Consider the following 20,169-nt stretch of genomic DNA (forward strand, 5'->3'; position numbering starts at 1 on the left):
TGTGTCTCGACTACGCTCGACATGAACGGATTTAATTTTGATCTGATGGGATCAATTAAATGACCCTCGCCAAACTTCATATTGCTGTGCTGATGGGCGGATGGTCATCCGAGCGCGAGGTTTCGCTGATGTCCGGTGAGGGCGTTGCCGAGGCGCTGGAAAGCCTGGGTCATCAGGTGACGCGCGTCGATATGGACCGCAATGTCGCCATGGTGCTGCAGAATATCCGGCCCGATATGGTGTTCAACGCGCTGCACGGCACGCCGGGCGAGGATGGCCGGGTCCAGGGCATGCTCGACCTGATGCAGATCCGCTATACCCATAGCGGCATGGCGACATCGGTTATCGCCATCGACAAGGAACTGACCAAGGATGCGCTGGTGCCGCATGGTATCCCGATGCCGCACGGCCAGATCGTCAACAGCGAGAGCCTTTACAGCGCCGATCCGCTGCCGCGCCCCTATGTGCTGAAACCGGTGAATGAGGGTTCCTCGGTCGGTGTCGCGATCATCAGGGCGGATGGCAATTATGGCGACCCCGTTTCGCGCGACAGCAGCGGGCCGTGGAAGGAATTTGACGAGCTGCTGGCCGAGCCCTTTATTCGAGGCCGGGAGCTGACCACGGCGGTGATCGGCGATGCCGATGACGGCCGGGCGCTGACGGTAACAGAATTGCGCGCCAAATCGGGTTTCTATGATTATGACGCCAAATATACCGATGGCCTGACCGAGCACATCTGTCCGGCAGATATTCCGCAGGCCATTCATGATCTGTGCCTGAAATATGCGCTCGAAGCGCATCGCCTGCTCGGTTGCAAGGGCGTGTCGCGCAGCGATTATCGCTGGGATGACAGCAAGGGCGCGGATGGGCTGTTCCTGCTTGAGGTCAATACCCAGCCGGGGATGACACCGCTCAGCCTCGTCCCCGAACAGGCAGCGCAAATGGGCATGGATTATCCCGCACTGGTCGAAGCGATAGTGGAGGCAGCCTTATGACGGCGGCAAAGACAAAACGCGGTAAACCGCAAAAGGCACGCAAATCGGCGCCGCGCAGGCGTACGGTCAAGCGCAAGAGCATGTTCGATCGGCTGCTGGCGGTGTTGCCCTTTACCCCGGCGCAGGTGCAACGCGCCATGACCTTTGCCATCGTCACCGGCGTTCTGCTCGGCGCGCTTGCTATTGCCAAGGTTGCCGGTCTCACCGACCGGGCCGGGCAGCAAATGGCCGAGATGGCGGGGCGGGCCGGGTTTGAGGTGAAACATGTCGAGGTGCGCGGGCTGGATAATGTCAACGAGCTCAAAGTCTATGAGATCGTGCTGGCGGAAAAGGACCGTGCCATGCCGCTGGTCGATCTCGATGCGCTCCGCGACGAGCTGATGCAGTTTGGCTGGATCGGCGATGCCCGGGTATCGCGCCAGCTTCCTGACACGCTGATCGTCGATATTGTCGAGCGCGAGCCCCATGCACTGTGGGATAATGGCAAGCGGCTGGCGATGATTGACCGCGAAGGCAGGGTGCTCGAGGTTGTTGCTGATGCGCGCGGTATCGATCTGCCGCTGATCAGCGGCGAGAATGCCAATGAAAAGGCAGCGGCACTGGATGAATTGATGAATGAGGCCCCGGCGCTCGAGCCGATGGTGGCCAAAGCCAAATGGGTCGGCAATCGCCGCTGGGACCTGGTGTTCCAGTCGGGCGAGACGCTGGCATTGCCCGAAGGTGAGGAGGCATCGAAAGCGGCCTATGTCACCTTCGCGCGGATGGAGGGCATCAATCGGCTGCTCGGCAAGGGCGTGACCTATTTCGACCTGCGCGACCCGGATCGCGCCTATTTCCGCCTGCCGCGCGACAATGCCGGTGCTGGGAAAGAGGCGCAGCCATGAGCAATCCACCACCGATTACCAAGGTCTATACCGCGCTCGATATCGGCTCGTCCAAGGTCAGTGCGCTGATCGCCGGGCGCAATGAAGAGGGGGCGCTGATCGCTCTCGGCACAGGTCAGCATGCCAGCGAGGGCGTCAAGCGCGGCTATGTCACCGATGTCGAGCGTACCGAACATGCAGTGCGCAATGCGGTGGAACAGGCCGAGCGCATGGCCGGGCTCAATGTCGACCAGATCTGGGTCGGCTGCACCTCGGGCGGGCTGCTCAGCCGCATCACCACAGTCGAGACCGAATTGCATGGCGAGCGGATCGAGCAGGATGATGTCGATTATCTGTTGAGCCATGGCCGCGACGCGATCGAGCCCGATGGCCGCATGGTACTGCACGCCGAACCCGCGCTCTATACTCTCGATGGCCAGGCCAAGGTGAAAGAACCCAAAGGTCTGCATGCCGATCGCTTGGGTGTCGATATCCATGTCGTGCTCGCCGATGGCGCACCGGTGCGCAATATCGATATGTGCGTGCGCGCCGCGCATCTCGATGTTCGCGCTGTGGTTGCGGCACCGATTGCCTGTGGTCTCGCCTGTCTCAGCGTCGAAGAGCGTGAACTGGGTGTGGCGCTGGTCGAGTTGGGTGCCGCAGTAACCAATATCTCGCTCTATGCAGGAGGCATGCTGGTCGGCTTGCACTCCATTCCCTATGGCGCCTCGGACATGACGGATGCCATCGCCTCGGCTTTTGGCATCCGCCGCGCCGAAGCGGAGCGGCTCAAATGCTTTTACGGCTCGGCCATTGCCAGTCCCGCCGATCATCGCGAAATGATTCCGATCAAGCGCTCGGTGGCGGGTATTGCCGGTACCGGCAGCGACAATGACAGCGCCAGCGATGACCGGATTTCACGTGCCGAGCTGGTGAGCGTGATCGTGCAACAGCTCGATTATCTGCTCGGTGAAGTATCCAGCGGCTTGAAACAGCTGGGTTTCTCCGCGCCGCGCGGCAAGATGGTGGTGCTTACCGGCGGCGGTGCCGAGCTCAAGGGTATTGCCGATTACGCCCAGGGCGTATTTGGCCAGACGGTGCGTATCGGCACGCCGCTGAAGATGCAGGGGCTGCCCGAGGCGCATAGCGGCCCGGCCTTTGCCACTTTGGCCGGGCTGGTGCGCTATGCCGACCGTGATCCGCGCGATATTCGGGTGATGCTGCCCAAACAGCAGGTGGTGCATGGCTATTCGGGGTTAGCCGCATTTCGCCGGCTGTGGCGGGCGTTGAAAGAGGAATATTGAAGTAATATGCCCGGTTGACAGAGGCAAAGATCACTCAACTGGGGAAAGGTTAACTTTTTACGTGATTCGGCGAATCATTCTGTGCAATGAGAAAGTATAGAAGGGCATCGCAGAACAGCGATCAGGGAGTGAAGACTATGAGTATCGATATTGGTCCTCCGGCAATGGACGAGCTCAGACCGCGCATTGCCGTCGTGGGCGTTGGCGGGGCAGGGGGCAATGCCATCGCCAATATGATTGCGGCCAAGGTGGAAGGTGTCGATTTCATCATCGCCAATACCGACGCACAGGCACTGAACAGTTCGGTTGCCGAACAGCGCATTCAGCTTGGTCCGGACATCACCCAGGGCCTGGGCGCAGGATCGCGGCCCGAGGTCGGCCGTGCCGCCGCCGAAGAGACGATCGACGAGATCGAGAAGACGCTTGAGGGCGCACATATGTGCTTCATCGCCGCCGGCATGGGTGGCGGCACCGGCACCGGCGCCGCGCCGGTGATCGCCAAGATTGCCCGTGACAAGGGTATATTGACTGTTGGCGTCGTCACCAAGCCGTTTACCTTTGAGGGCACGCGCCGGATGCGCGCCGCCGAAGCCGGCATTGAGGAACTGCAGAAGAATGTCGATACGCTGATCGTCATTCCGAACCAGAACCTGTTCCTCATCGCCAATGCCGATACCACCTTCAAGGAAGCCTTCACCCTGGCCGACGAGGTGTTGCAACAGGGTGTCCGTTCTATCACCGACCTGATGGTGATGCCCGGTCTGATCAATCTCGACTTTGCCGACGTTCGCTCGGTAATGCGCGAAATGGGCAAGGCGATGATGGGTACGGGCGAGGCCGAAGGCGATGGCCGTGCGCTCGAGGCAGCCGAGAAAGCGATCGCCAACCCGTTGCTCGACGGCGTGTCGATGCAGGGTGCCAAGGGCGTCATCATCTCGATCACAGGTGGCGAAGACATGCGTCTGATGGAGGTCGACGAGGCTGCCAATCATATTCGCGAGCTGGTTGACGAAGATGCCAACATCATCTGGGGGTCGGCCTTCAACGACAAGCTGGCCGGCAAGATTCGCGTTTCGGTGGTGGCCACCGGTATCGACAGCGATGGCACCGTCAGCGACGACAATGCGCGGCCATTCTCCTTCGCCCGCAGCACTCCGCCGGCAGAGACCGCCACCCCGGTTGAAGCCGCTCCGGTGGAGACGCCGGAAACCTCTGCCGAAGACAGTCAGATGCCGCTGGTCACGCCTTCGGGCGATGACAGCCTGACCGACGATGCGGCGACGCCGCTTGATCTTGGTCTCAGCGAGGAAGCGGCACCCGAAGAACCCGAAGCCAGCATCGAGGCCGATACTGAGCCGGTCGCGGTCTATGGCGACGGTGTTCCTGAAACACCGTCTGCCGATGCTGGCGACGAGGAGTTGCTGCTCGACAATGCGGCGATTGAAGATGCTGTCGAGGAGACACCGCCGGTTGCTGAAGCCGCTGCCCAGGCCAGCGATGAAGATGATAGCGGCAGCGATGATATATTGGCCAAGAAGCCGCCCCGCATTGCCAGTGGCGGTGGCACGCTGTTCGAGCGTATGGCCAATCTTTCGCGCAGTGAACGCGCTGAAGAGGACGACGGTGATGATGACAGCGGGCCGCTCAATATCCCGCGTTTTCTCAATCGCCAGAACAACCAGTAATCGGCCATTACCGGACAGGCAGGGGCGGGCGCGGCATGGCTGTGGTCCGCCCCTTCACTATTGCTATATCCGCATGATGCTGCCGCCAGACGCCCTGCACTTTCCCCTGAATGTGCAGCAATTGCGACAAAAGGCGGTGCTTTTGCTCGCCGTGGCGGCATGATTGCGATAGGATAGGGGCAATGGTGCAGTTTTTCGCGGATATTTCCGGCAAGTACAGACGCAGATATGGGCGCAGCTATGTAGCGGGCCTGTCAAAGGCGTGGCTGCCGCTGGCGGTCGGCGCGCTGTTGCTGCCTGTGGCACAGCTTGACAGTGCCGCAGCACAGGGCCGTGCGCAGTCTTCGCTGGAGGTAAAATCCCCTGAAGGCACCCGCGAGTTAAGCGATGCACTGCGCCGCCTGTCACGCAATTCGCGCGATCTCAATGCGCTTATCGATGCCGGCAATGCGGCACTGGTGCTCGGTGATCCGACTGCAGCCATTGGATTTTTTGCGCGTGCCGACGAAATCGATCCACGCAATGGCCGCGTAAAGGCCGGATTGGCCTCGGCAGTATTGGGCAGCGAGAACCCTTATGAGGCGCTGCGCCTTTTCGATCAGGCAGTGGCGCTGGGAGTGTCTGACAGCCGTGTCGCCGCCGATCGCGGCCTCGCCTATGATCTGGTGGGAAAGCAGGATCTGGCACAACAGGATTACAAGCTGGCGTTGCGTCGTCGCAGCAGTGACGAGGTCACCCGCCGCTATGCACTGTCGCTCGGCATTTCGGGCCAGCGCGAAGAAGCCGAGGCGCTGCTGACGCCGTTATTGAACCGGCGTGATGTCGATGCCTGGCGCATCCGTGCCTTTGTGCTGGCAATCAATGAGGATATTGACGGCGCGATTGCGATATCCGACGCCACTATGCAGCCGCGTGGTGCCCGTGCCATCCGTCCGTTCCTGCGCTATTTCCCCAGGCTGACGCCGAGCCAGCAGGCCGCCGCAGCGCATTTCGGTCATTTCCCACAGGAAGCGAATATCGGGCGGGATAATCCGCGCAATGCTGAATTTGCCAGCCGTAGCGCGCGATCATCGAGGCGCACCAGCCGTGCCGATGCCGGACTGATCCCGGTCGGCGAACCGCTGGGAGGTGGCAATGCTGCCCGGGAGAAGCCGGCGCGTGTTGTCGACAGGGCACCGCGCCGCCGCCCTGGACGCGGCTCCTCCCCCGCCGAGCGCCGGGTATCTGCCAGTGCTGCCGAGGCTGTAGCCGCTGGGGAGAATGCGCCGCAGGAGAAGGTTGTGGTTGCCGACGTCATCGCTGCGCCCGAGCAGACAGCAGCTGCCAAGGATAGTGAGACGCTGACGCAAAGCGTATCGACCGATGCGCCGGGCACGTCCAGCGCGATTGAAAATCTGCTGCCGGAGCCTGAGGACCAGGCTATGGCCAGTGCCGAAGAAACCGTGCCGGTACCGGGCTTTGAAAGCCTGGGCGATCCGGCCACCAGCAGCTTTGATCTGGCTGATGCCAATGGTGCTGCGAGCACTGATACCACACCAGGTGCTGGCAGTGTTGCGGCAGAGGCCGACACAGCCGAAGCGCAGACATCACCACCGGCCAGTTTTGCCAGCCTGATGGCGGATATCGCGGTTCCCGAGTCCGAAATGGCTCCGGATGAGGATGCGGTGGACATCACCAGCATCACCCCCGCCAAGGCGAAACCGAAGCCCGCGCCCAAGCCGAAGGAACCGAAACATCCCAGCCGTCACTGGGTCCAGGTGGCGGGCGGTGCCAATGTTGCCGGACTCAGCCGCGAATGGCGGCGGCTGGTGAAAGCAGCACCCAAGGCCTTTGCCGGGAAGAAAGGCTGGACCACGCCGCTAAACCGCACCAACCGGGTGCTGGCCGGCCCATTTGGTAGCAAGCGCGAGGCGCAAGCCTTCGTCAATCTGCTGGCGAAATCGGAGATATCGGCCTTTACCTTCACCAGTGCCGAAGGGCAGGAAATCAAGCCGTTGAAATAGTGCGGCTAGGCTCCGGGGACCGAGAGTGCAGCAGCCGCTTCGCGCACTTTCCGCAGTTTGTCGGCATCGTTGCGAAAAGCGGTACTGGCATCTTGCAGCGCCTTTGCCGCCTTGCCGCTTTCACCGAGCTGAATCCGGCTGCGCATCAGCATGATCCAGCCATCGACATTGTCCGGATTGGCCTTGAGCTTCTCCGCAAGTCCGTCGACCATGTTACGGATCATGGCTTCCTGCTGCCCCTGGGGTAGCGAGGCGGCCGCCTGCATCTGGTCGCGGCTGGGACCGGGAATGGCCGATGAGGCGACCGCTGCGCCATCGGTTTTGACGCCGCCCGTGGGCGGTGCAAATTGCGCACTGGCCAGTCGCGTCGCGACATCGATGCCGCGTTCTGCCGCGACATTGCGGATGACATTGCGCACATCTTCAGCCCAGGGGGCGTCCGCCGGGGTTTCGGCAAGCAGCGCGAACCAGGCATTGATCGCCGCCTCATGCTCACCGTCCATGTCCATTGCCGCAGCGCGGAAATAGCGGGCGCGTGGATCTTTCGGGTCGAGCCTCAACGCCTCGTCAAATGCAGAGCGTGCATCGGCGGGGATATCACCCTCGCTGCTCGCCAGCACCAGTGCCTCTCCGAGCATCGAATGATATTCGGCATTGGTGGGCTCGAGTGCCACCGCCCGTTTCATCGCGGTTGCCGCCTCGGCAAAGCGAGAGGTCTCGAAGAAAGACCAGCCGAGCATGCTCCAGCCGCGCGCGTCATCGGGATTTTCCTGGAGCTTCTGCTCGAGTGCGGCAATGACTTCACTTACCGGCGGTGCCTGTTCATTTGCAGCGGTGACGGCACTGTCGCCTGCTTGCGTATTACTGTCGCTGCCATCCGGACGCATCAGTGTTACCCCCACGGCTGCCAGGGCGATAACCCCTGCACCCACCATGATCCAGCGGCTCATCGTCCCGCCGGACTGGGCTGGTTGTTGCTCATCCTGCTTTTGCGCCATTTGCCGCTATCCTCATCCCGCTCCTGTCACAGGTGCTACCTCGATTACTGCCTATCGTGTCCGGGCCATGCCGCGCAACCCACTGGCGCGAATAATCCCGCAACGGGCCATGTGTCTGAGTAATGCAGTTATTTTGCCAAAAGCCTGTGGCAATCGTCACAGATATTGCGTAATGTCCGTGCGAGGGTTCGCGAGATGATGCGGCACAAAGACCGCAGCAGCGCATTTTGAGCGCGCAACGCGATAGGGCCAGTGGATTTGCGGTGAGCGTCAAGACCGCAAAAATCTCTTTCTTTTCGCGATGTGCGCCGGGCTTTGGGGGAAAGCGAACCGGTGAGCGAAACCTTTAAAGTAGCCATTATCGGATCGGGGCCGGCGGGGATGAGCGCTGCCGGGCGCGCCGCTGAGTTGGGCCTGAGCCATGTGCTGCTGGAAAAGACCGACCACCTGTCTGATACCATCTACAAATACCAGAAGGGCAAGCATGTGATGGCGACGCCATCGCAGCTGATTCTGCGCTCCGACATGGATTTCGAGGCGGGCAAACGCGAGGCGATACTCGGGACATGGGATGAGCAGACCGCCGCGCTCAAAGTCAATGTGAAATATAATGCCGAGGTCAAGGCGATCAAAGGCACCGGCCCGGCGATATCGGGCAGCGTCCATGTCATCGAAATCCGCAAGCGTGATGGGACCAAGGAAACCAGGGAAGTCCAGCGCCATGAACCGCCTTATGAACTGACGCTGACCAATGGCGAGACGATCATTGCAGAAAATGTCGTGCTGGCCATCGGCACCCAGGGCAACCCCAATCGCATGCGCTGTGAAGGGGCCGACCTGCCGCATGTGCAATATCAACTCGATGACCCGACCGAATATATTGACGAGCATATTGTCATTGTCGGAACCGGGGATGCGGGGATTGAGAATGCGCGTGGCCTCGCCGAAGACCCGGCACAGCGCAATACCGTCAGCATTCTCAACCGCAAGGTTGATTTCGCCACCGCCAAGGACGCCAATGTCAAGGCGCTGCAGGCCGATCATGAGGCGGGTAAGCTGACGATACGGCTTGAAACCGAGACGGCGAAGATCGAGGAAGGCTTTATCACCCTGAATACCCGCGATGGCGAGGAGCGTATTCCCTGCAATCGCGTGATTGCCCGTATCGGCTCTGCCCCGCCGCGTATGTTTGTCGAGGAATGTGGTATTGCTTTTACCGGGCCTGACCGTACCGCTTTTCCCGAGCTTTCGCCCGTGTTCGAGTCCACCGCCCCCGGGATATTCGTCATCGGTGCACTGGCAGGCTATCCGCTGATCAAGCACTGCATGAATCAGGGCCATGATGTCATCGAATTCATCAATGGCAATACCGAGTTGAAACCGGCGGATGAACCGATTCTCGAGGCCAAGTTTGCCGATCTGCCGGGGCAGAAAAGCGTTGCCGAATGGCTCGAATTTCTGCGTGCGAACATTCGCATATTGAATGGGCTTAACCCACTGCAGATGCGCGAGTTCATGCTCGACAGCGATGCCAGATTCTACCGCAGTGGCGATGTGATATTTGAACGCAATGCGCCCGGGTCATCGCTGTTTGCCATCGCCGATGGCTTGGTCGATGTGCAGGTCGATCCGAATGACCCACGGATCACGGTGCCGATCGAGAGCGGTTCGATCTTCGGTGAGGTTGGCCTGATCTCCGGGCGAAAGCGCGGTGCCACTATCGTTGCTGCCGAGGACACCATCTGTGTCGAGATCTCGCGGCTTGCCGCGCTCAAGCTGCAATCGCAGTCCGAGGCGGCGAAGAAACGCATTGAGCGCATTTCGACCGAACGACAATTGCTGCAGATGTTCGGCTCGGGCCTGACACCTGAAGACATTGAAGAGGTCGTGGAAACCAGCGAGATTATCGCGGTGCGCGCGGGGCAGTCGATCATTACCGAGGGTGAAGAGGGCAATGACATCTATGTCATTCGCGTCGGTTCGATGGTGGTGGAGAAGCTGATCGGTGGCAAGCCGGTGTTCCTGTCCTATCTGCCCGCCGGCTCCTATGTCGGAGAGATGTCGCTGATCGCTGGCGGCCAGCGCACCGCAACGGTAAAGGCGGCGATCAAGTCGGAAGTGATCAAGATCAATGGCGATGCTTTCGCCAAGGTGCTGGCGCAGCATCCCGACCTGATGGAAAAGGCCAAGCGCGACATGGCCTCGCGTCAGGACGTCAACGCTTTCGTAGAAGCCAAGAAGGACAGCTTTTCCGGCGTTGTCGACATGTATTCCGAGGTTGCCAGCTTCCTGGTCGATCAGGGCATTGGTGAAGCCACTGATGTGCTGCTGATCGACGAGAATCTTTGCGTCGGCTGCGACAATTGCGAAAAGGCCTGTGCCGACAGCCATGAGGGGCTGTCGCGGCTCGATCGCGAGGCGGGCAAGACCTATGCGCATCTGCATGTGCCGACCAGCTGCCGTCACTGCGAACATCCGCACTGTATGGCCGACTGTCCGCCCAATGCTATCCATCGCGGCCCCGATGGCGAGGTCTATATTGACGATACCTGTATCGGCTGCGGCAATTGCCAGCGCAACTGCCCCTATGGCGTGATCCGTATGGACAAGGTGCCGCCGAAAAAGCCGAACCTGCTAAGCTGGCTGTTCCTCGGCTGGGGGCCGGGGCCGGGCGAACCCGACAAGGCCTGGGCAAGTGCGAACAGCGACCCGGATGTCGAGAAACCGAAAAAGGCAATCAAATGCGACATGTGCGCCGGGATCAATGGTGGCCCGGCCTGTGTCCGCGCCTGCCCGACGGGCGCAGCAATCCGCGTTGCGCCGGATGAGTTTCTGACCGTCGCTCGGCTGGAAGGGGAGGATGCGTGATGGGTTTTAACACCACCTCCCAGAACCGTTCGTGTCGAGCGCAGTCGAGAGACAGGCAATCAGGCAAAGGTGTCTCGACTGCGCTCGACACGGACGGCTTGGTTTTGGGAAGGTTGAAATAATGGCCAGCGCAGCAAAACCCGCGCGTCGGGCCAGCACCGGCCGCCAGCGCCAGAGCCAGCATGTCGGCTTTCTCGGCCATGCCGGTTTCAAATGGCTCAAGATCGCGGTTTTTCTGTGCCTGTTGTGTCTGGTTAGCTATTTTCTCATCGATGTCGAGCCGCGCCATAATGGCGGCAGCTGGTATGGCTATACGCTGGGCACCATCGGTGCGCTGCTGATATTGTGGCTGACCATGCTGGGCTTGCGCAAACGCGCGATGACGCCGGGTGGATGGTCGCTAAAGGCCTGGACCAGTGCGCATGTCTATCTCGGCCTGTCGCTGATCGTCATCGGTACGCTGCACACCGGTTTCCAGCTTGGCTGGAATGTCCATACGCTGGCCTGGGCGCTGATGATGGTCGTCATCATTTCCGGGATTTACGGCATTTATGCCTATGCGACACTGCCACAATCGCTGTCGAGCAATCGCGATGAAATGACCGAGACGCAGATGATCGAGGCGCTGCGCTCGCTTGACCGGCAGCTGCACGATGCCGCGCAGCCACTTGATCCCGAGGCAGCCGCGCTGGTTCAGTCCTCGCTCGAGCAGGACCCCTTTGCCAGCGGGCTGGTCCAGCGGCTGACCAACAAATATCCCGGCTGCGCCACCCGCGCGGCCCAGGCTGAATTGCGCCGCGCCCGCGCCTATCAGCCGCGCATGGGCGATGATCCGCTCGACAAGATCGACAATCTGCTCGAGCGCAAGGAGGCGACGCTGGGCCGGTTGCGCAAGCATCTGCAGATCAAGGGGCTGCTGCAGATCTGGCTCTACATCCATGTACCGATGACCTTCGCGCTGCTCGCGGCGCTGTCGGCGCATATTGTCAGTGTGTTTTTCTACTGGTGAGGCGGGGCGAATAGAGCATGTCATTCATTGTCCGCCAGATCGCACTCAAGGCCGATGGCAGCGAGATTGTCCGCGAAACCACGCCAGAGGGCGCGGAGATTACCATCGGTCGCAATAGCGACAATGCTATCCATCTGCCCGACCTTGCGGTTAATCCGGTCCATGCCAGCATCCGCCGCGATGGTGACGATAGCGTCATTGTCGAAGCGGTTTCCGGCCAGCCATTTCAGGTCGACGGCATTGACGTCACGACCGCGACCGTCAAGCTGACCCGTGGTGCCGAGCTGGGCTTTGGCGGCCATCGCATAGCTGTTGGTCTAGATGCCGATGGTGCGGCGGTAACGCTGACGGTGCGACGCACCGAGGCCGTTGCTGACAGCGAGGAAGAGAAGGACGAGCGCGAGATTTACTCGCTCATGGGCAAGCTGCCCGGCAAGCGTGGCAGCGCCTGGGGTTTTGTCGCGCTGGTGCTGATCGCCTGTCTTGCCTGGCCGGTCTATACCTGGGCGACTTATCGCGACCTTGCCTATGATGAAGATGCCAAGCGTCCGGGCGATCTGCATGGCGATCAGTTCTGGAGTTCGGGCAGCCTCAGCCTGGCGCATAACAGTCTCAGGGATGACTGCCAGGCCTGCCATGTCGATGCTTTTGTCTCGGTGCGTGACCGGGCCTGCATGACCTGTCATGACGATGATGCGCATGACCACGCCCCCAAGCCGCGGCTGGCCGGTGCCCGTGGCGAGCTCCAAGGCTTTGCCGCATTTCAGCGGGCTGTAGCCAGCGCCTTCAACAAACCCCAGGGCCGCTGTGTGGAATGTCACACCGAGCATGAAAGCGCCGGTGCTATGCAACCCACTGCGCAACGATTCTGTGCAGAATGCCATGACGGACTGGATACCCGCCTGACCGATACCGAGATTCTCAATGCCGCCGATTTCGGCAAGGCGCATCCGCAGTTCCGCCCGGCGGTGCTGATCAAAGCGGTCGAGGGCAATGATCCCGACAAGGCGCCGCGCCGGCGCATCTCGCTCGACCGCATGCCGAGTGAGGATAATGGCCTGAAATTCCCGCACGACCTGCATCTCGACCGCACCGGCGGCGTGGCACAAATGGGACGGCGGCTCTCGGCACGCTATGGCTTTGGCGATGCGCTCGATTGCGCTGACTGTCACACGCCCGACCCCAATGGGGTCCGCTTCGAGCCTGTCGACATGGAAGAAAACTGTGCCATGTGCCACAGCCTCTCCTATGACGAGATTGACGGTACCTTCCGCCAATTGCCGCATGGCAAGCCCGATCTGGTGAAAGCCGATTTGCGCGCCTATTTCCGCTCAACCGGTCCCGCGCGCCCGCTTAACCTTGGCAGTCTGCCGCGCCAGCGCCCCGGTGAGGTCAACCGCCAGCGCACCGCAGCCGATTATGCCCGCGCCGTGCGTTTCCGCCCGACCCGGGCAAGCCAGGCGATACAGGCTGTCTTCTCAGAGGGCGGTGCCTGCTACGACTGCCACGGCGTCAACGCGACGGGCGGCCTGAATTACAGTATCGACCCGGTGACGCAGACCGACCGCTATATGGCCAAGGGCTGGTTCGCCCATGATGCGCATGAGGAAGAAGAGTGCACCGAATGCCACAAGGCGACAACGTCCGACAAGGCCAGCGACCTGTTGCTGCCGGGCATTGCCACCTGCCGCGAATGTCATGGCGGTGAGGCATCGGACAAGGATGTGCCCTCGACATGTGCGCTGTGTCATGAATATCATGCCGATGGTGGTGCCCCCTGGCTGGTGCGCCAGCAGAAGAAGGAAAAGCAGAAACGGCAAAGGCGCGAAACCGGACCGGAACCAAAAACCGTGGCGCAAAGATGATGACCGGGCGCAAGGACGATTATATGGGCGACCGAAGGAAATACAGATGCTGATCGCGCAGGTCACCGATATTCATCTGGGCTTCGACCCCGATAATCCAGCCGAGTTCAACCGCAAGCGGCTGGACCGGATTCTTGAGGATATGCTGTCACTCGACACGCCGCCCGACATGCTGTTGGCAACGGGCGACCTGATCGATCGCGGTGATGCCGAGAGCTATCGTCGTCTTGCCAACGCCTTTTCCATATGCCCGTTCCCGGTGCACATGGCGCTCGGCAACCATGACATGCGTGCCACCTATATTGCCCAGTTTCCCAAACCGGCATTCGCAGACGGTTTCCTGCAATATGAGGTGAAAGCCGGACCGCTGCGGCTGCTGGTACTCGATACGCTGGAAGAAGGTCGCCATGGCGGTGCCTTTTGCAAGACGCGTGCGCGCTGGCTCAATGCGCGGCTTGATGAAGACAGTGAGACACCGACGGTGATCGTGCAGCATCATCCGCCGGTCGAGGTCGGTATTGCCTGGATGAACACCCATCCCGAAGAACCCTGGGTGGCGCGGCTCGGCGAGTGCCTCGATGGTCGACCCAATATCGTCGCCATGCTGTGCGGCCATGTTCATCGCACCATACAATCGTCCTGGCATGGCATACCGATTGCTGTCTGCCCGTCCAGCGCGCCACAGGTGGCGCTCAACCTGGCGGACATCGACCCGGAGCAGCCTGATGGCCGTGACATGATCATTGCCGACCCGCCATCCTATGCGCTGCACTGGTGGAACGGTCGCCAGCTGATCAGCCATATCCAGACCGCCGAAGAACATGTGATGCTGGCACGTTTCGACGAGAAAATGCAGCCGCTGGTGCGCAGCCTGCTCGCCGAGCGGCCAGGCGATTAGGGCTTTTTCCAGACATAATCGACCAATGTCCTCAGGATTTCGATTGGTTCAGCCGTCGGTTTTTGCCTTGGCTCGCGTTTCTGGGTAAGTCTCCCTGCAATTTCCTTCGCGCGAGTATCGCGATAAACTGGAGAGGCAGATAAATGACACCCACTATCCTGAAAACCGGCGCATCCTTTCTTACCCTGGCCATGGCATAGCCGCTGACGACTGCAATATTAGTGCAGGAAAGCAAGAAAAGGCGGGCCATTGCGGCTCGCCTTTTTGCGTTACGGCGAAAATTATCGCGTTTGCAAACTATGAGGAAAAATGGTCCCTTGGATCCGGGGAGATTTACATGAACACATCTATGACATCGCTTCGCGACGGTGATGCGGCGGATAATGCCGCTGCCGATGCGGCATCTTCCGCCACCTATGCAGGCTGGGCGTTCAAGGCGGTTTCGGTCGGCATCTCCATCTATGGCGCGATCCAGAGCGCCAGGCGTCATGCCGAGCTGATGGACACGCTGAAAAACTATCATGAGGAGGAAATGGCTGCGCTGGGCCAGATCATGAACCAGATCCTGTTCGGCCAGAAACAGGGATTGATGGAGACCTATGTCAACAACATCAACAATGTCTTCAAGGATCTGACAGGGCTGGATTTTTCAGCAGAAGATACCACCAGCCAGCAGAAAATCGAAAAGTGGCTGACCAGCGTGCAGATGGATGGATCGCGTTGCGCATTGGATAATCTGCGCAACTTCCATGACAAGATCAGCTTCGATCCCGATGCGCCCGACGGATCGCTGCTGGCGCTCTATTGCGACACGCTGTCAAACGACCACAAGACCCAGAGTCAGGGCTATGCGGCCCAGCTTTTCTGGAACGATGCCCTCAACATCGTGAAACGCGGACAGTGCAACCTTGTCGCGCGCTATATGATGGAGATCGACCGCAACAATCAGGGCGACATTCCCGATGATGAATGGCGGGCAAAAACCGACAAGCCCGAGATTACCCAAGACCAGATCGAGGCGATGATCAACGATGAATGGGATGGTGAGCTGGCCGATGGCTACACCAACAAATTCGACCAGATGTTCGACACGTTGCGCGACAATGGCTTTGCGTTTATCGCCGAAAGTGACAGCGTCGACAGGGATTTCGACAGCAGCGCGGCAAGGGAACCGGACAGATCTGGGAGCGATGTTCTCAGCTGGAAAGAGAGCTGCGAAACCACCGACTATCGCGACCCCGAGAATCAGAGCAATGGGTCCTATAAGACCTATAGCTATTCGACTTACGCGCTGGAGGGCAAAGCCGTTGCAGACAATGGCTGCGCCGTTATCGGTCTGGAGTTTGTCAAGGCCGACGCAACCTATACCCTTCTGGGCGTGGACAGGCCGGTAAAGTCGGTCTCTCTCAGGCTCCATTTCGCCGCTATCGATAACGTGCTTTCAGGGGCGTTGCTCTCGGACAGCGACATCAAAACCGTCACCATCGGCGATGATGGCAGCGAAAATTTTGAAAAACCTACCAAATGCTTCAAGCTCAGCCATGGCAATACGCATCATGTGAATACCGGCCATATCGATGTTGCCAACGGCGTGGTGCAGGACGGTGTCGATACCGATTGCGGGCCTTCCGAGCGCTTTGTCATAGTGGGTGCCGGACTGCGCAAGGCCAAAAAGATCCCGGGATATGACAGATCTTTTGCCCGCATCGAACTGCGTCTGTGGATGCAGAAATATGACCTCGAAACTGGCACTCTGAACGGTGATATATTCACCGTGGACAGCGCCAATGTGAAATATCACGATTACCTTTCGGGTGCCGATGATGAAGGCGAGTTTGAGACCGATGACGAGATGAAGGAGAAATTCTCGCTGGTAGCAAGCCAGCCATCGACCGTGTCATTGCTCGGTGGCGCGGCCATCAGGCGCCGTGGAGGGGTCAGCTATTTCTCTTTGAAGCCGGAATATCTGCCCGACATTCCTGAACAGTCGGACGCAGGTGGGGACGGCGAATAACCGGAATCGGTTGACCGGCCATTGCCGGGCTGACAGTCTCCTGAAAAACACGTTTCAGGAGATTACCGATGACCATCAAGGCCCTGCGCACCCCCGAAGAGCGTTTCGCCAATCTGCCCGATTTTGACTATCCGGTCGGCTATGTCGATGACTTGGCGGGCTATGAGGGGTTGCGCATCGCCTATGTGCATGCCGGGCCGGAAGACGCGGAGCACACCTTTCTCTGCCTGCATGGCGAGCCTAGCTGGTCGTTTCTCTATCGCCGCATGATCCCGGTCTTTCTCGAAAGCGGGGCGCGGGTGATCGCGCCCGACCTGCTTGGCTTTGGCCGCTCGGACAAGCCGGCGGAACAGTCTGACTATACCTTCGATTTCCACCGTAACTATCTGCTGGCGCTGGTCGAACGGCTCGACCTCAAGAACATCACCCTGGTGGTACAGGATTGGGGCGGGCTGCTGGGGTTGACGCTGCCGGTCGATGCCAAATTCCGCGCGCGCTTCTCACGGCTGATTGTGATGAACACCGGGCTGGGGCTGGGGCGCGGCATGACCGAGGGGTTCAAGGCATGGAAGAATTATGCGTTATCGACGCCCGACCTGCCCATTGGTGCGTTGATCGCGCGCGGTACACCGCATCTCAGCGAGGCCGAGATTGCCGCCTATGATGCACCGTTCCCCGATGCCAGCTACAAGGCCGGAGCGCAGGTGTTTCCCGCACTGGTGCCGGTCGAGCCGGATATGGAAGGCGTTGATGTCTCCAAACAGGCTGCTGCCTATTGGTCGGAGGATTTTGAAGGCCCCAGCTTTATGGCCATCGGCGCCGCGGATCCGGTACTGGGCACCGAGGCGATGCTGGGCCTGCACAAATATATAAAAGGCTGTGCCGAACCGATGATTATCGAGGATGGCGGCCATTTCGTGCAGGAATGGGGCGAGCCGATTGCCCGTGCGGCGCTCAAGCATTTCGGGGATATCTAAGCCTGCGCGCTGTCTTGCTGACAGCCAATCCATGGGCCCTTCTGACAGTCCTGGCCGGTTCCATTCGTGCCGGTCAGCCTATCGCTATTGCAAAATTCTGAAAATGATATAATTATGATATCATAATTTATTGGATTTTCGGAGAGGAGATTCGCATGAGTGACATGCGCGATACCGGGCTGGTGGCGACAGTCGAGATGCGGGCCCGTACCAGCAATGGCTATGGTATGCTGGTGTTGCTGCTGGTGTTCCTGGCGGCGTTGCTGTTCTGCCTGGTCAATATTGATGGCGGCGGCATTTTTGTCCTCGGCGTGGTCCTATCGGCCTTTGCCTTTCTGTTCGTTGCCGTTGGCTTTTACCTGCTCAACCCCAATGAAGCTGCGGCGATCCAGCTTTTCGGCGCCTATCGCGGCACCGATCGCAATACCGGATTGCGCTGGCGGCTGCCCTGGCTCAGCCGCAGGAAAATCTCGGTACGGGTGCACAATGTCACCTCGGAAACGGTGAAGGTCAATGATCTGCGTGGTAACCCGATCGAGATCGCCACTAACGTCGTGTGGCGCGTCACCGATACCGCCAAGGCGCTTTTCGATGTCGAAGACTATAAGGAATTTGTCGACATCCAGATCGAAAGTGCGGTGCGCGTCATCGGTGCGCGCTACCCTTATGATGATATCGAGCATGATGAGGTGACGTTGCGCGGCGATGCCGAAGAAGTCAGCCATGAGCTGGAAAAACAGTTGCAGGAGCGCGTTGGTCAGGCCGGCGTGATTATTGATGAATGCCGGTTGACACATCTCGCCTATGCCCCGGAAATCGCGCAGGCAATGTTGCGGCGGCAACAGGCCGAAGCGGTGGTTGCGGCGCGCACCAGGCTGGTCGATGGCGCCGTCGGCATGGTCGAAATGGCGCTGGAAAAGCTGAGCGATAAAGATGTGGTAGAACTGGACGATGAGCGCCGCGCGGCGATGGTATCGAACCTCATGGTGGTGCTGTGCGGCGAGCGTGATACCCAGCCAGTGGTCAATACCGGCTCGCTCTATCAATAACCTTGCGGAAGGCGGCCATCGGTGCCCGACAAACCCAAGCTCGCGGCCAAAAAGGCATTCGCCCTGCGGATGGATCCGGCACTGCATGATGCGCTGGAACGGCTGGCGGCGAGCGAATTGCGCAGCGTCAACGCGCAAATAGAGGTGCTGCTTCGCGATGCGCTGGCACGGCGCGGGGTCAAGCTGGCGCCGCCGGTCAAGCGCAAACGTGGTCGCCCACCGAAAAACCCGCCTGAAAGCCCATCTCGCAAGAGCGATGATGCGAAAGGAGACAAAGGATGATCCACCTGTTTACCGGTGATGAAAAATGGTTCCGCCAGAAGAGCTATGGCTATGGTGCCGGCTGGCCGATCAAATGGCAGGGCTGGGTGCTGATGGCCTCTTATCTGCTGGTGGTGATCGGCATTGCCCAAGGGCTGATGGCTTCGGGGGGAGCGCGGTTTCTCGCCGGGATTGCCCTGCTGATCATTGTCTCGGTGCTGATGCTGCGGATTGTCCATAGCCGTACCGAAGGCGGTTGGCGCTGGCGTTGGAACGACTGAGTCCATTTCGCATCAGGAGGATGAGACCATGTTGATCAGGGCGGGAAGAGTGATTGCGCTGGTGCTGGCATTGTCCGGTACCACGGCTATGGCGCTGCAGGATAAACAGGCGGGGCAAAGCGAGGTCAGCATTGACGGGCCTGAAGCGCCGATTATCGGCAGCCTTACGACCAGCAGTGCCGAAGATGCGCCGCTTGTGATCATCATCCCCGGATCCGGTCCCACGGACCGCGATGGCAACAACCCGCTGGGAGTGCGGGCGCAGAGCTATAAATTGCTGGCCGAGGCGCTGGCGGAAAGGGGTATCGACACCATTCGTTATGACAAACGCGGCATGTTCGCCAGTAAAGGGGCTATTGCAGATGCCAACGCCGTCACCATTGCCGATTATGCCGCCGATGCGCTGGCATTTGCGGAACAGGATATGGCGTCCTCGGGGCGGCCATGTGCCTGGCTGCTGGGGCATAGTGAGGGTGGACTGATTGCGCTTGCCGCAGCCCGGTCAGCCAGCATATGTGGCCTGGTGCTGGTGGCAACGCCGGGGCGGACAATTGGCGCTTTGCTGCGCGATCAGCTGAGGGCCAATCCGGCCAATGCTCCGATACTCGACCAGGCAATGCAGGCTATCGATACGCTGGAGGCTGGACAGACCTTTGATGACAGCAGCCTGCATCCTGGGCTGCTACCGCTGTTCAACCGCAGCGTACAGCCCTTCCTGATCGACATGATGCGCTATAACCCTCAGGCGCTTATCGCCGATACCGATAAGCCGGTGCTGCTGCTATATGGCACCAGTGATATCCAGGTCACGCAGGAAGAGGGAGAGCTACTCAAAACCGCCAACGACAGGGCGAAGCTGATCATATTGCCCGATGTCAACCACGTCTTGAAAGCTGTGCCGGACGGTGACCGTGCCGCCAATCTGATGAGCTATCAAAATCCGGATATGCCTCTGGCGCCGGGTGTCGCCGACAGCATTGCCGGTTTCATCACGGCAAAAACGAAAGCCGATTAGCGTTCTGACGCACGGCTGATCAATATGGCGATGTGCGCCCCCGACTTGCGCATCTATACGCATGTAATTCTGATCATGCGCTGC

Annotated in this window: 16 protein-coding genes; 15 read left to right on the forward strand and 1 reads right to left on the reverse strand. The window is 59.8% G+C overall.

What is annotated here, in order from left to right; genetic code table 11:
- Positions 1 to 59: 59 nt before the first annotated feature.
- The 5 genes from AAFX04_02825 to AAFX04_02845 all read left to right on the forward strand — a co-directional run bounded on the left by AAFX04_02825 (position 60) and on the right by AAFX04_02845 (position 6,850).
- Positions 60 to 995 (forward strand): D-alanine--D-alanine ligase, encoded by a 936-nt coding sequence (locus tag AAFX04_02825; GenBank protein MEO1044355.1) that lies wholly within the window; start codon positions 60 to 62, stop codon positions 993 to 995.
- Positions 992 to 1,879, forward strand: a complete 888-nt coding sequence (locus AAFX04_02830; protein ID MEO1044356.1) for a cell division protein FtsQ/DivIB — start codon at positions 992 to 994, stop codon at positions 1,877 to 1,879. Before AAFX04_02825 ends, AAFX04_02830 begins: the two co-directional genes overlap by 4 nt.
- The gene (ftsA, locus tag AAFX04_02835; GenBank protein MEO1044357.1) at positions 1,876 to 3,162 is read left to right on the forward strand and encodes a cell division protein FtsA; all 1,287 of its coding nucleotides are present in this window, start codon (positions 1,876 to 1,878) and stop codon (positions 3,160 to 3,162) included. The genes AAFX04_02830 and ftsA overlap by 4 nt, the downstream gene beginning before the upstream one ends.
- Positions 3,163 to 3,299: 137 nt before the next feature.
- Positions 3,300 to 4,847: a cell division protein FtsZ gene (gene ftsZ / locus AAFX04_02840; GenBank protein ID MEO1044358.1), complete on the forward strand. Its 1,548-nt coding sequence runs from the start codon at positions 3,300 to 3,302 to the stop codon at positions 4,845 to 4,847.
- Positions 4,848 to 5,029: 182 nt separating this feature from the next.
- Positions 5,030 to 6,850, forward strand: coding sequence for an SPOR domain-containing protein (locus AAFX04_02845; GenBank protein ID MEO1044359.1), 1,821 nt, complete (start codon positions 5,030 to 5,032; stop codon positions 6,848 to 6,850).
- A 5-nt stretch (positions 6,851 to 6,855) separates the two neighbouring features.
- Here the strand turns inward: AAFX04_02845 and AAFX04_02850 are convergent, their stop codons facing one another.
- On the reverse strand, positions 6,856 to 7,848 hold the full coding sequence (locus AAFX04_02850; GenBank protein ID MEO1044360.1) for a tetratricopeptide repeat protein: 993 nt from the start codon (positions 7,846 to 7,848) through the stop codon (positions 6,856 to 6,858).
- 333 nt (positions 7,849 to 8,181) lie between these two features.
- Between AAFX04_02850 and AAFX04_02855 the strand changes: the two genes are divergently transcribed.
- From AAFX04_02855 to AAFX04_02900, 10 genes are all read left to right on the forward strand, one after another.
- On the forward strand, positions 8,182 to 10,716 hold the full coding sequence (locus AAFX04_02855) for a cyclic nucleotide-binding domain-containing protein (GenBank protein MEO1044361.1): 2,535 nt from the start codon (positions 8,182 to 8,184) through the stop codon (positions 10,714 to 10,716).
- A 121-nt stretch (positions 10,717 to 10,837) separates the two neighbouring features.
- Positions 10,838 to 11,725: a hypothetical protein gene (locus AAFX04_02860; protein MEO1044362.1), complete on the forward strand. Its 888-nt coding sequence runs from the start codon at positions 10,838 to 10,840 to the stop codon at positions 11,723 to 11,725.
- A 17-nt stretch (positions 11,726 to 11,742) separates the two neighbouring features.
- The gene (locus tag AAFX04_02865) at positions 11,743 to 13,590 is read left to right on the forward strand and encodes a cytochrome c3 family protein (protein ID MEO1044363.1); all 1,848 of its coding nucleotides are present in this window, start codon (positions 11,743 to 11,745) and stop codon (positions 13,588 to 13,590) included.
- A 46-nt stretch (positions 13,591 to 13,636) separates the two neighbouring features.
- Positions 13,637 to 14,488, forward strand: coding sequence for a phosphodiesterase (locus AAFX04_02870; GenBank protein MEO1044364.1), 852 nt, complete (start codon positions 13,637 to 13,639; stop codon positions 14,486 to 14,488).
- A gap of 337 nt (positions 14,489 to 14,825) precedes the next feature.
- Complete coding sequence (locus AAFX04_02875) at positions 14,826 to 16,502, forward strand: hypothetical protein (GenBank protein ID MEO1044365.1); 1,677 nt, start codon at positions 14,826 to 14,828, stop codon at positions 16,500 to 16,502.
- Positions 16,503 to 16,570: 68 nt separating this feature from the next.
- Positions 16,571 to 17,479, forward strand: a complete 909-nt coding sequence (locus tag AAFX04_02880) for a haloalkane dehalogenase (protein ID MEO1044366.1) — start codon at positions 16,571 to 16,573, stop codon at positions 17,477 to 17,479.
- Positions 17,480 to 17,634: 155 nt separating this feature from the next.
- A complete protein-coding gene (locus AAFX04_02885) occupies positions 17,635 to 18,528 on the forward strand; it encodes an SPFH domain-containing protein (GenBank protein ID MEO1044367.1) in 894 nt (297 codons plus the stop codon).
- Between the two features lie 21 nt (positions 18,529 to 18,549).
- Complete coding sequence (locus tag AAFX04_02890; protein ID MEO1044368.1) at positions 18,550 to 18,810, forward strand: toxin-antitoxin system HicB family antitoxin; 261 nt, start codon at positions 18,550 to 18,552, stop codon at positions 18,808 to 18,810.
- Positions 18,807 to 19,070, forward strand: a complete 264-nt coding sequence (locus tag AAFX04_02895) for a hypothetical protein (GenBank protein MEO1044369.1) — start codon at positions 18,807 to 18,809, stop codon at positions 19,068 to 19,070. The genes AAFX04_02890 and AAFX04_02895 overlap by 4 nt, the downstream gene beginning before the upstream one ends.
- 28 nt (positions 19,071 to 19,098) lie before the next feature.
- Positions 19,099 to 20,085, forward strand: coding sequence for an alpha/beta fold hydrolase (locus AAFX04_02900; protein MEO1044370.1), 987 nt, complete (start codon positions 19,099 to 19,101; stop codon positions 20,083 to 20,085).
- The last annotated feature ends 84 nt before the right edge of the window (positions 20,086 to 20,169 follow it).

The organism is Pseudomonadota bacterium (genome assembly GCA_039818985.1).
Lineage (GTDB): Bacteria > Pseudomonadota > Alphaproteobacteria > Sphingomonadales > Sphingomonadaceae > Alterisphingorhabdus.

Excerpts from the sequence above, each read along its gene's own strand:
- AAFX04_02825 (MEO1044355.1), top strand. The coding sequence starts at position 60 with ATGACCCTCGCCAAACTTCATATTGCTGTGCTGATGGGCGGATGGTCA.
- AAFX04_02830 (MEO1044356.1), top strand. The coding sequence starts at position 992 with ATGACGGCGGCAAAGACAAAACGCGGTAAACCGCAAAAGGCACGCAAA.
- ftsA (MEO1044357.1), top strand. The coding sequence starts at position 1,876 with ATGAGCAATCCACCACCGATTACCAAGGTCTATACCGCGCTCGATATC.
- ftsZ (MEO1044358.1), top strand. The coding sequence starts at position 3,300 with ATGAGTATCGATATTGGTCCTCCGGCAATGGACGAGCTCAGACCGCGC.
- AAFX04_02845 (MEO1044359.1), top strand. The coding sequence starts at position 5,030 with ATGGTGCAGTTTTTCGCGGATATTTCCGGCAAGTACAGACGCAGATAT.
- AAFX04_02850 (MEO1044360.1), bottom strand. The coding sequence starts at position 7,848 with ATGGCGCAAAAGCAGGATGAGCAACAACCAGCCCAGTCCGGCGGGACG.
- AAFX04_02860 (MEO1044362.1), top strand. The coding sequence starts at position 10,838 with ATGGCCAGCGCAGCAAAACCCGCGCGTCGGGCCAGCACCGGCCGCCAG.
- AAFX04_02865 (MEO1044363.1), top strand. The coding sequence starts at position 11,743 with ATGTCATTCATTGTCCGCCAGATCGCACTCAAGGCCGATGGCAGCGAG.
- AAFX04_02870 (MEO1044364.1), top strand. The coding sequence starts at position 13,637 with ATGCTGATCGCGCAGGTCACCGATATTCATCTGGGCTTCGACCCCGAT.
- AAFX04_02875 (MEO1044365.1), top strand. The coding sequence starts at position 14,826 with ATGAACACATCTATGACATCGCTTCGCGACGGTGATGCGGCGGATAAT.
- AAFX04_02880 (MEO1044366.1), top strand. The coding sequence starts at position 16,571 with ATGACCATCAAGGCCCTGCGCACCCCCGAAGAGCGTTTCGCCAATCTG.
- AAFX04_02885 (MEO1044367.1), top strand. The coding sequence starts at position 17,635 with ATGAGTGACATGCGCGATACCGGGCTGGTGGCGACAGTCGAGATGCGG.
- AAFX04_02895 (MEO1044369.1), top strand. The coding sequence starts at position 18,807 with ATGATCCACCTGTTTACCGGTGATGAAAAATGGTTCCGCCAGAAGAGC.
- AAFX04_02900 (MEO1044370.1), top strand. The coding sequence starts at position 19,099 with ATGTTGATCAGGGCGGGAAGAGTGATTGCGCTGGTGCTGGCATTGTCC.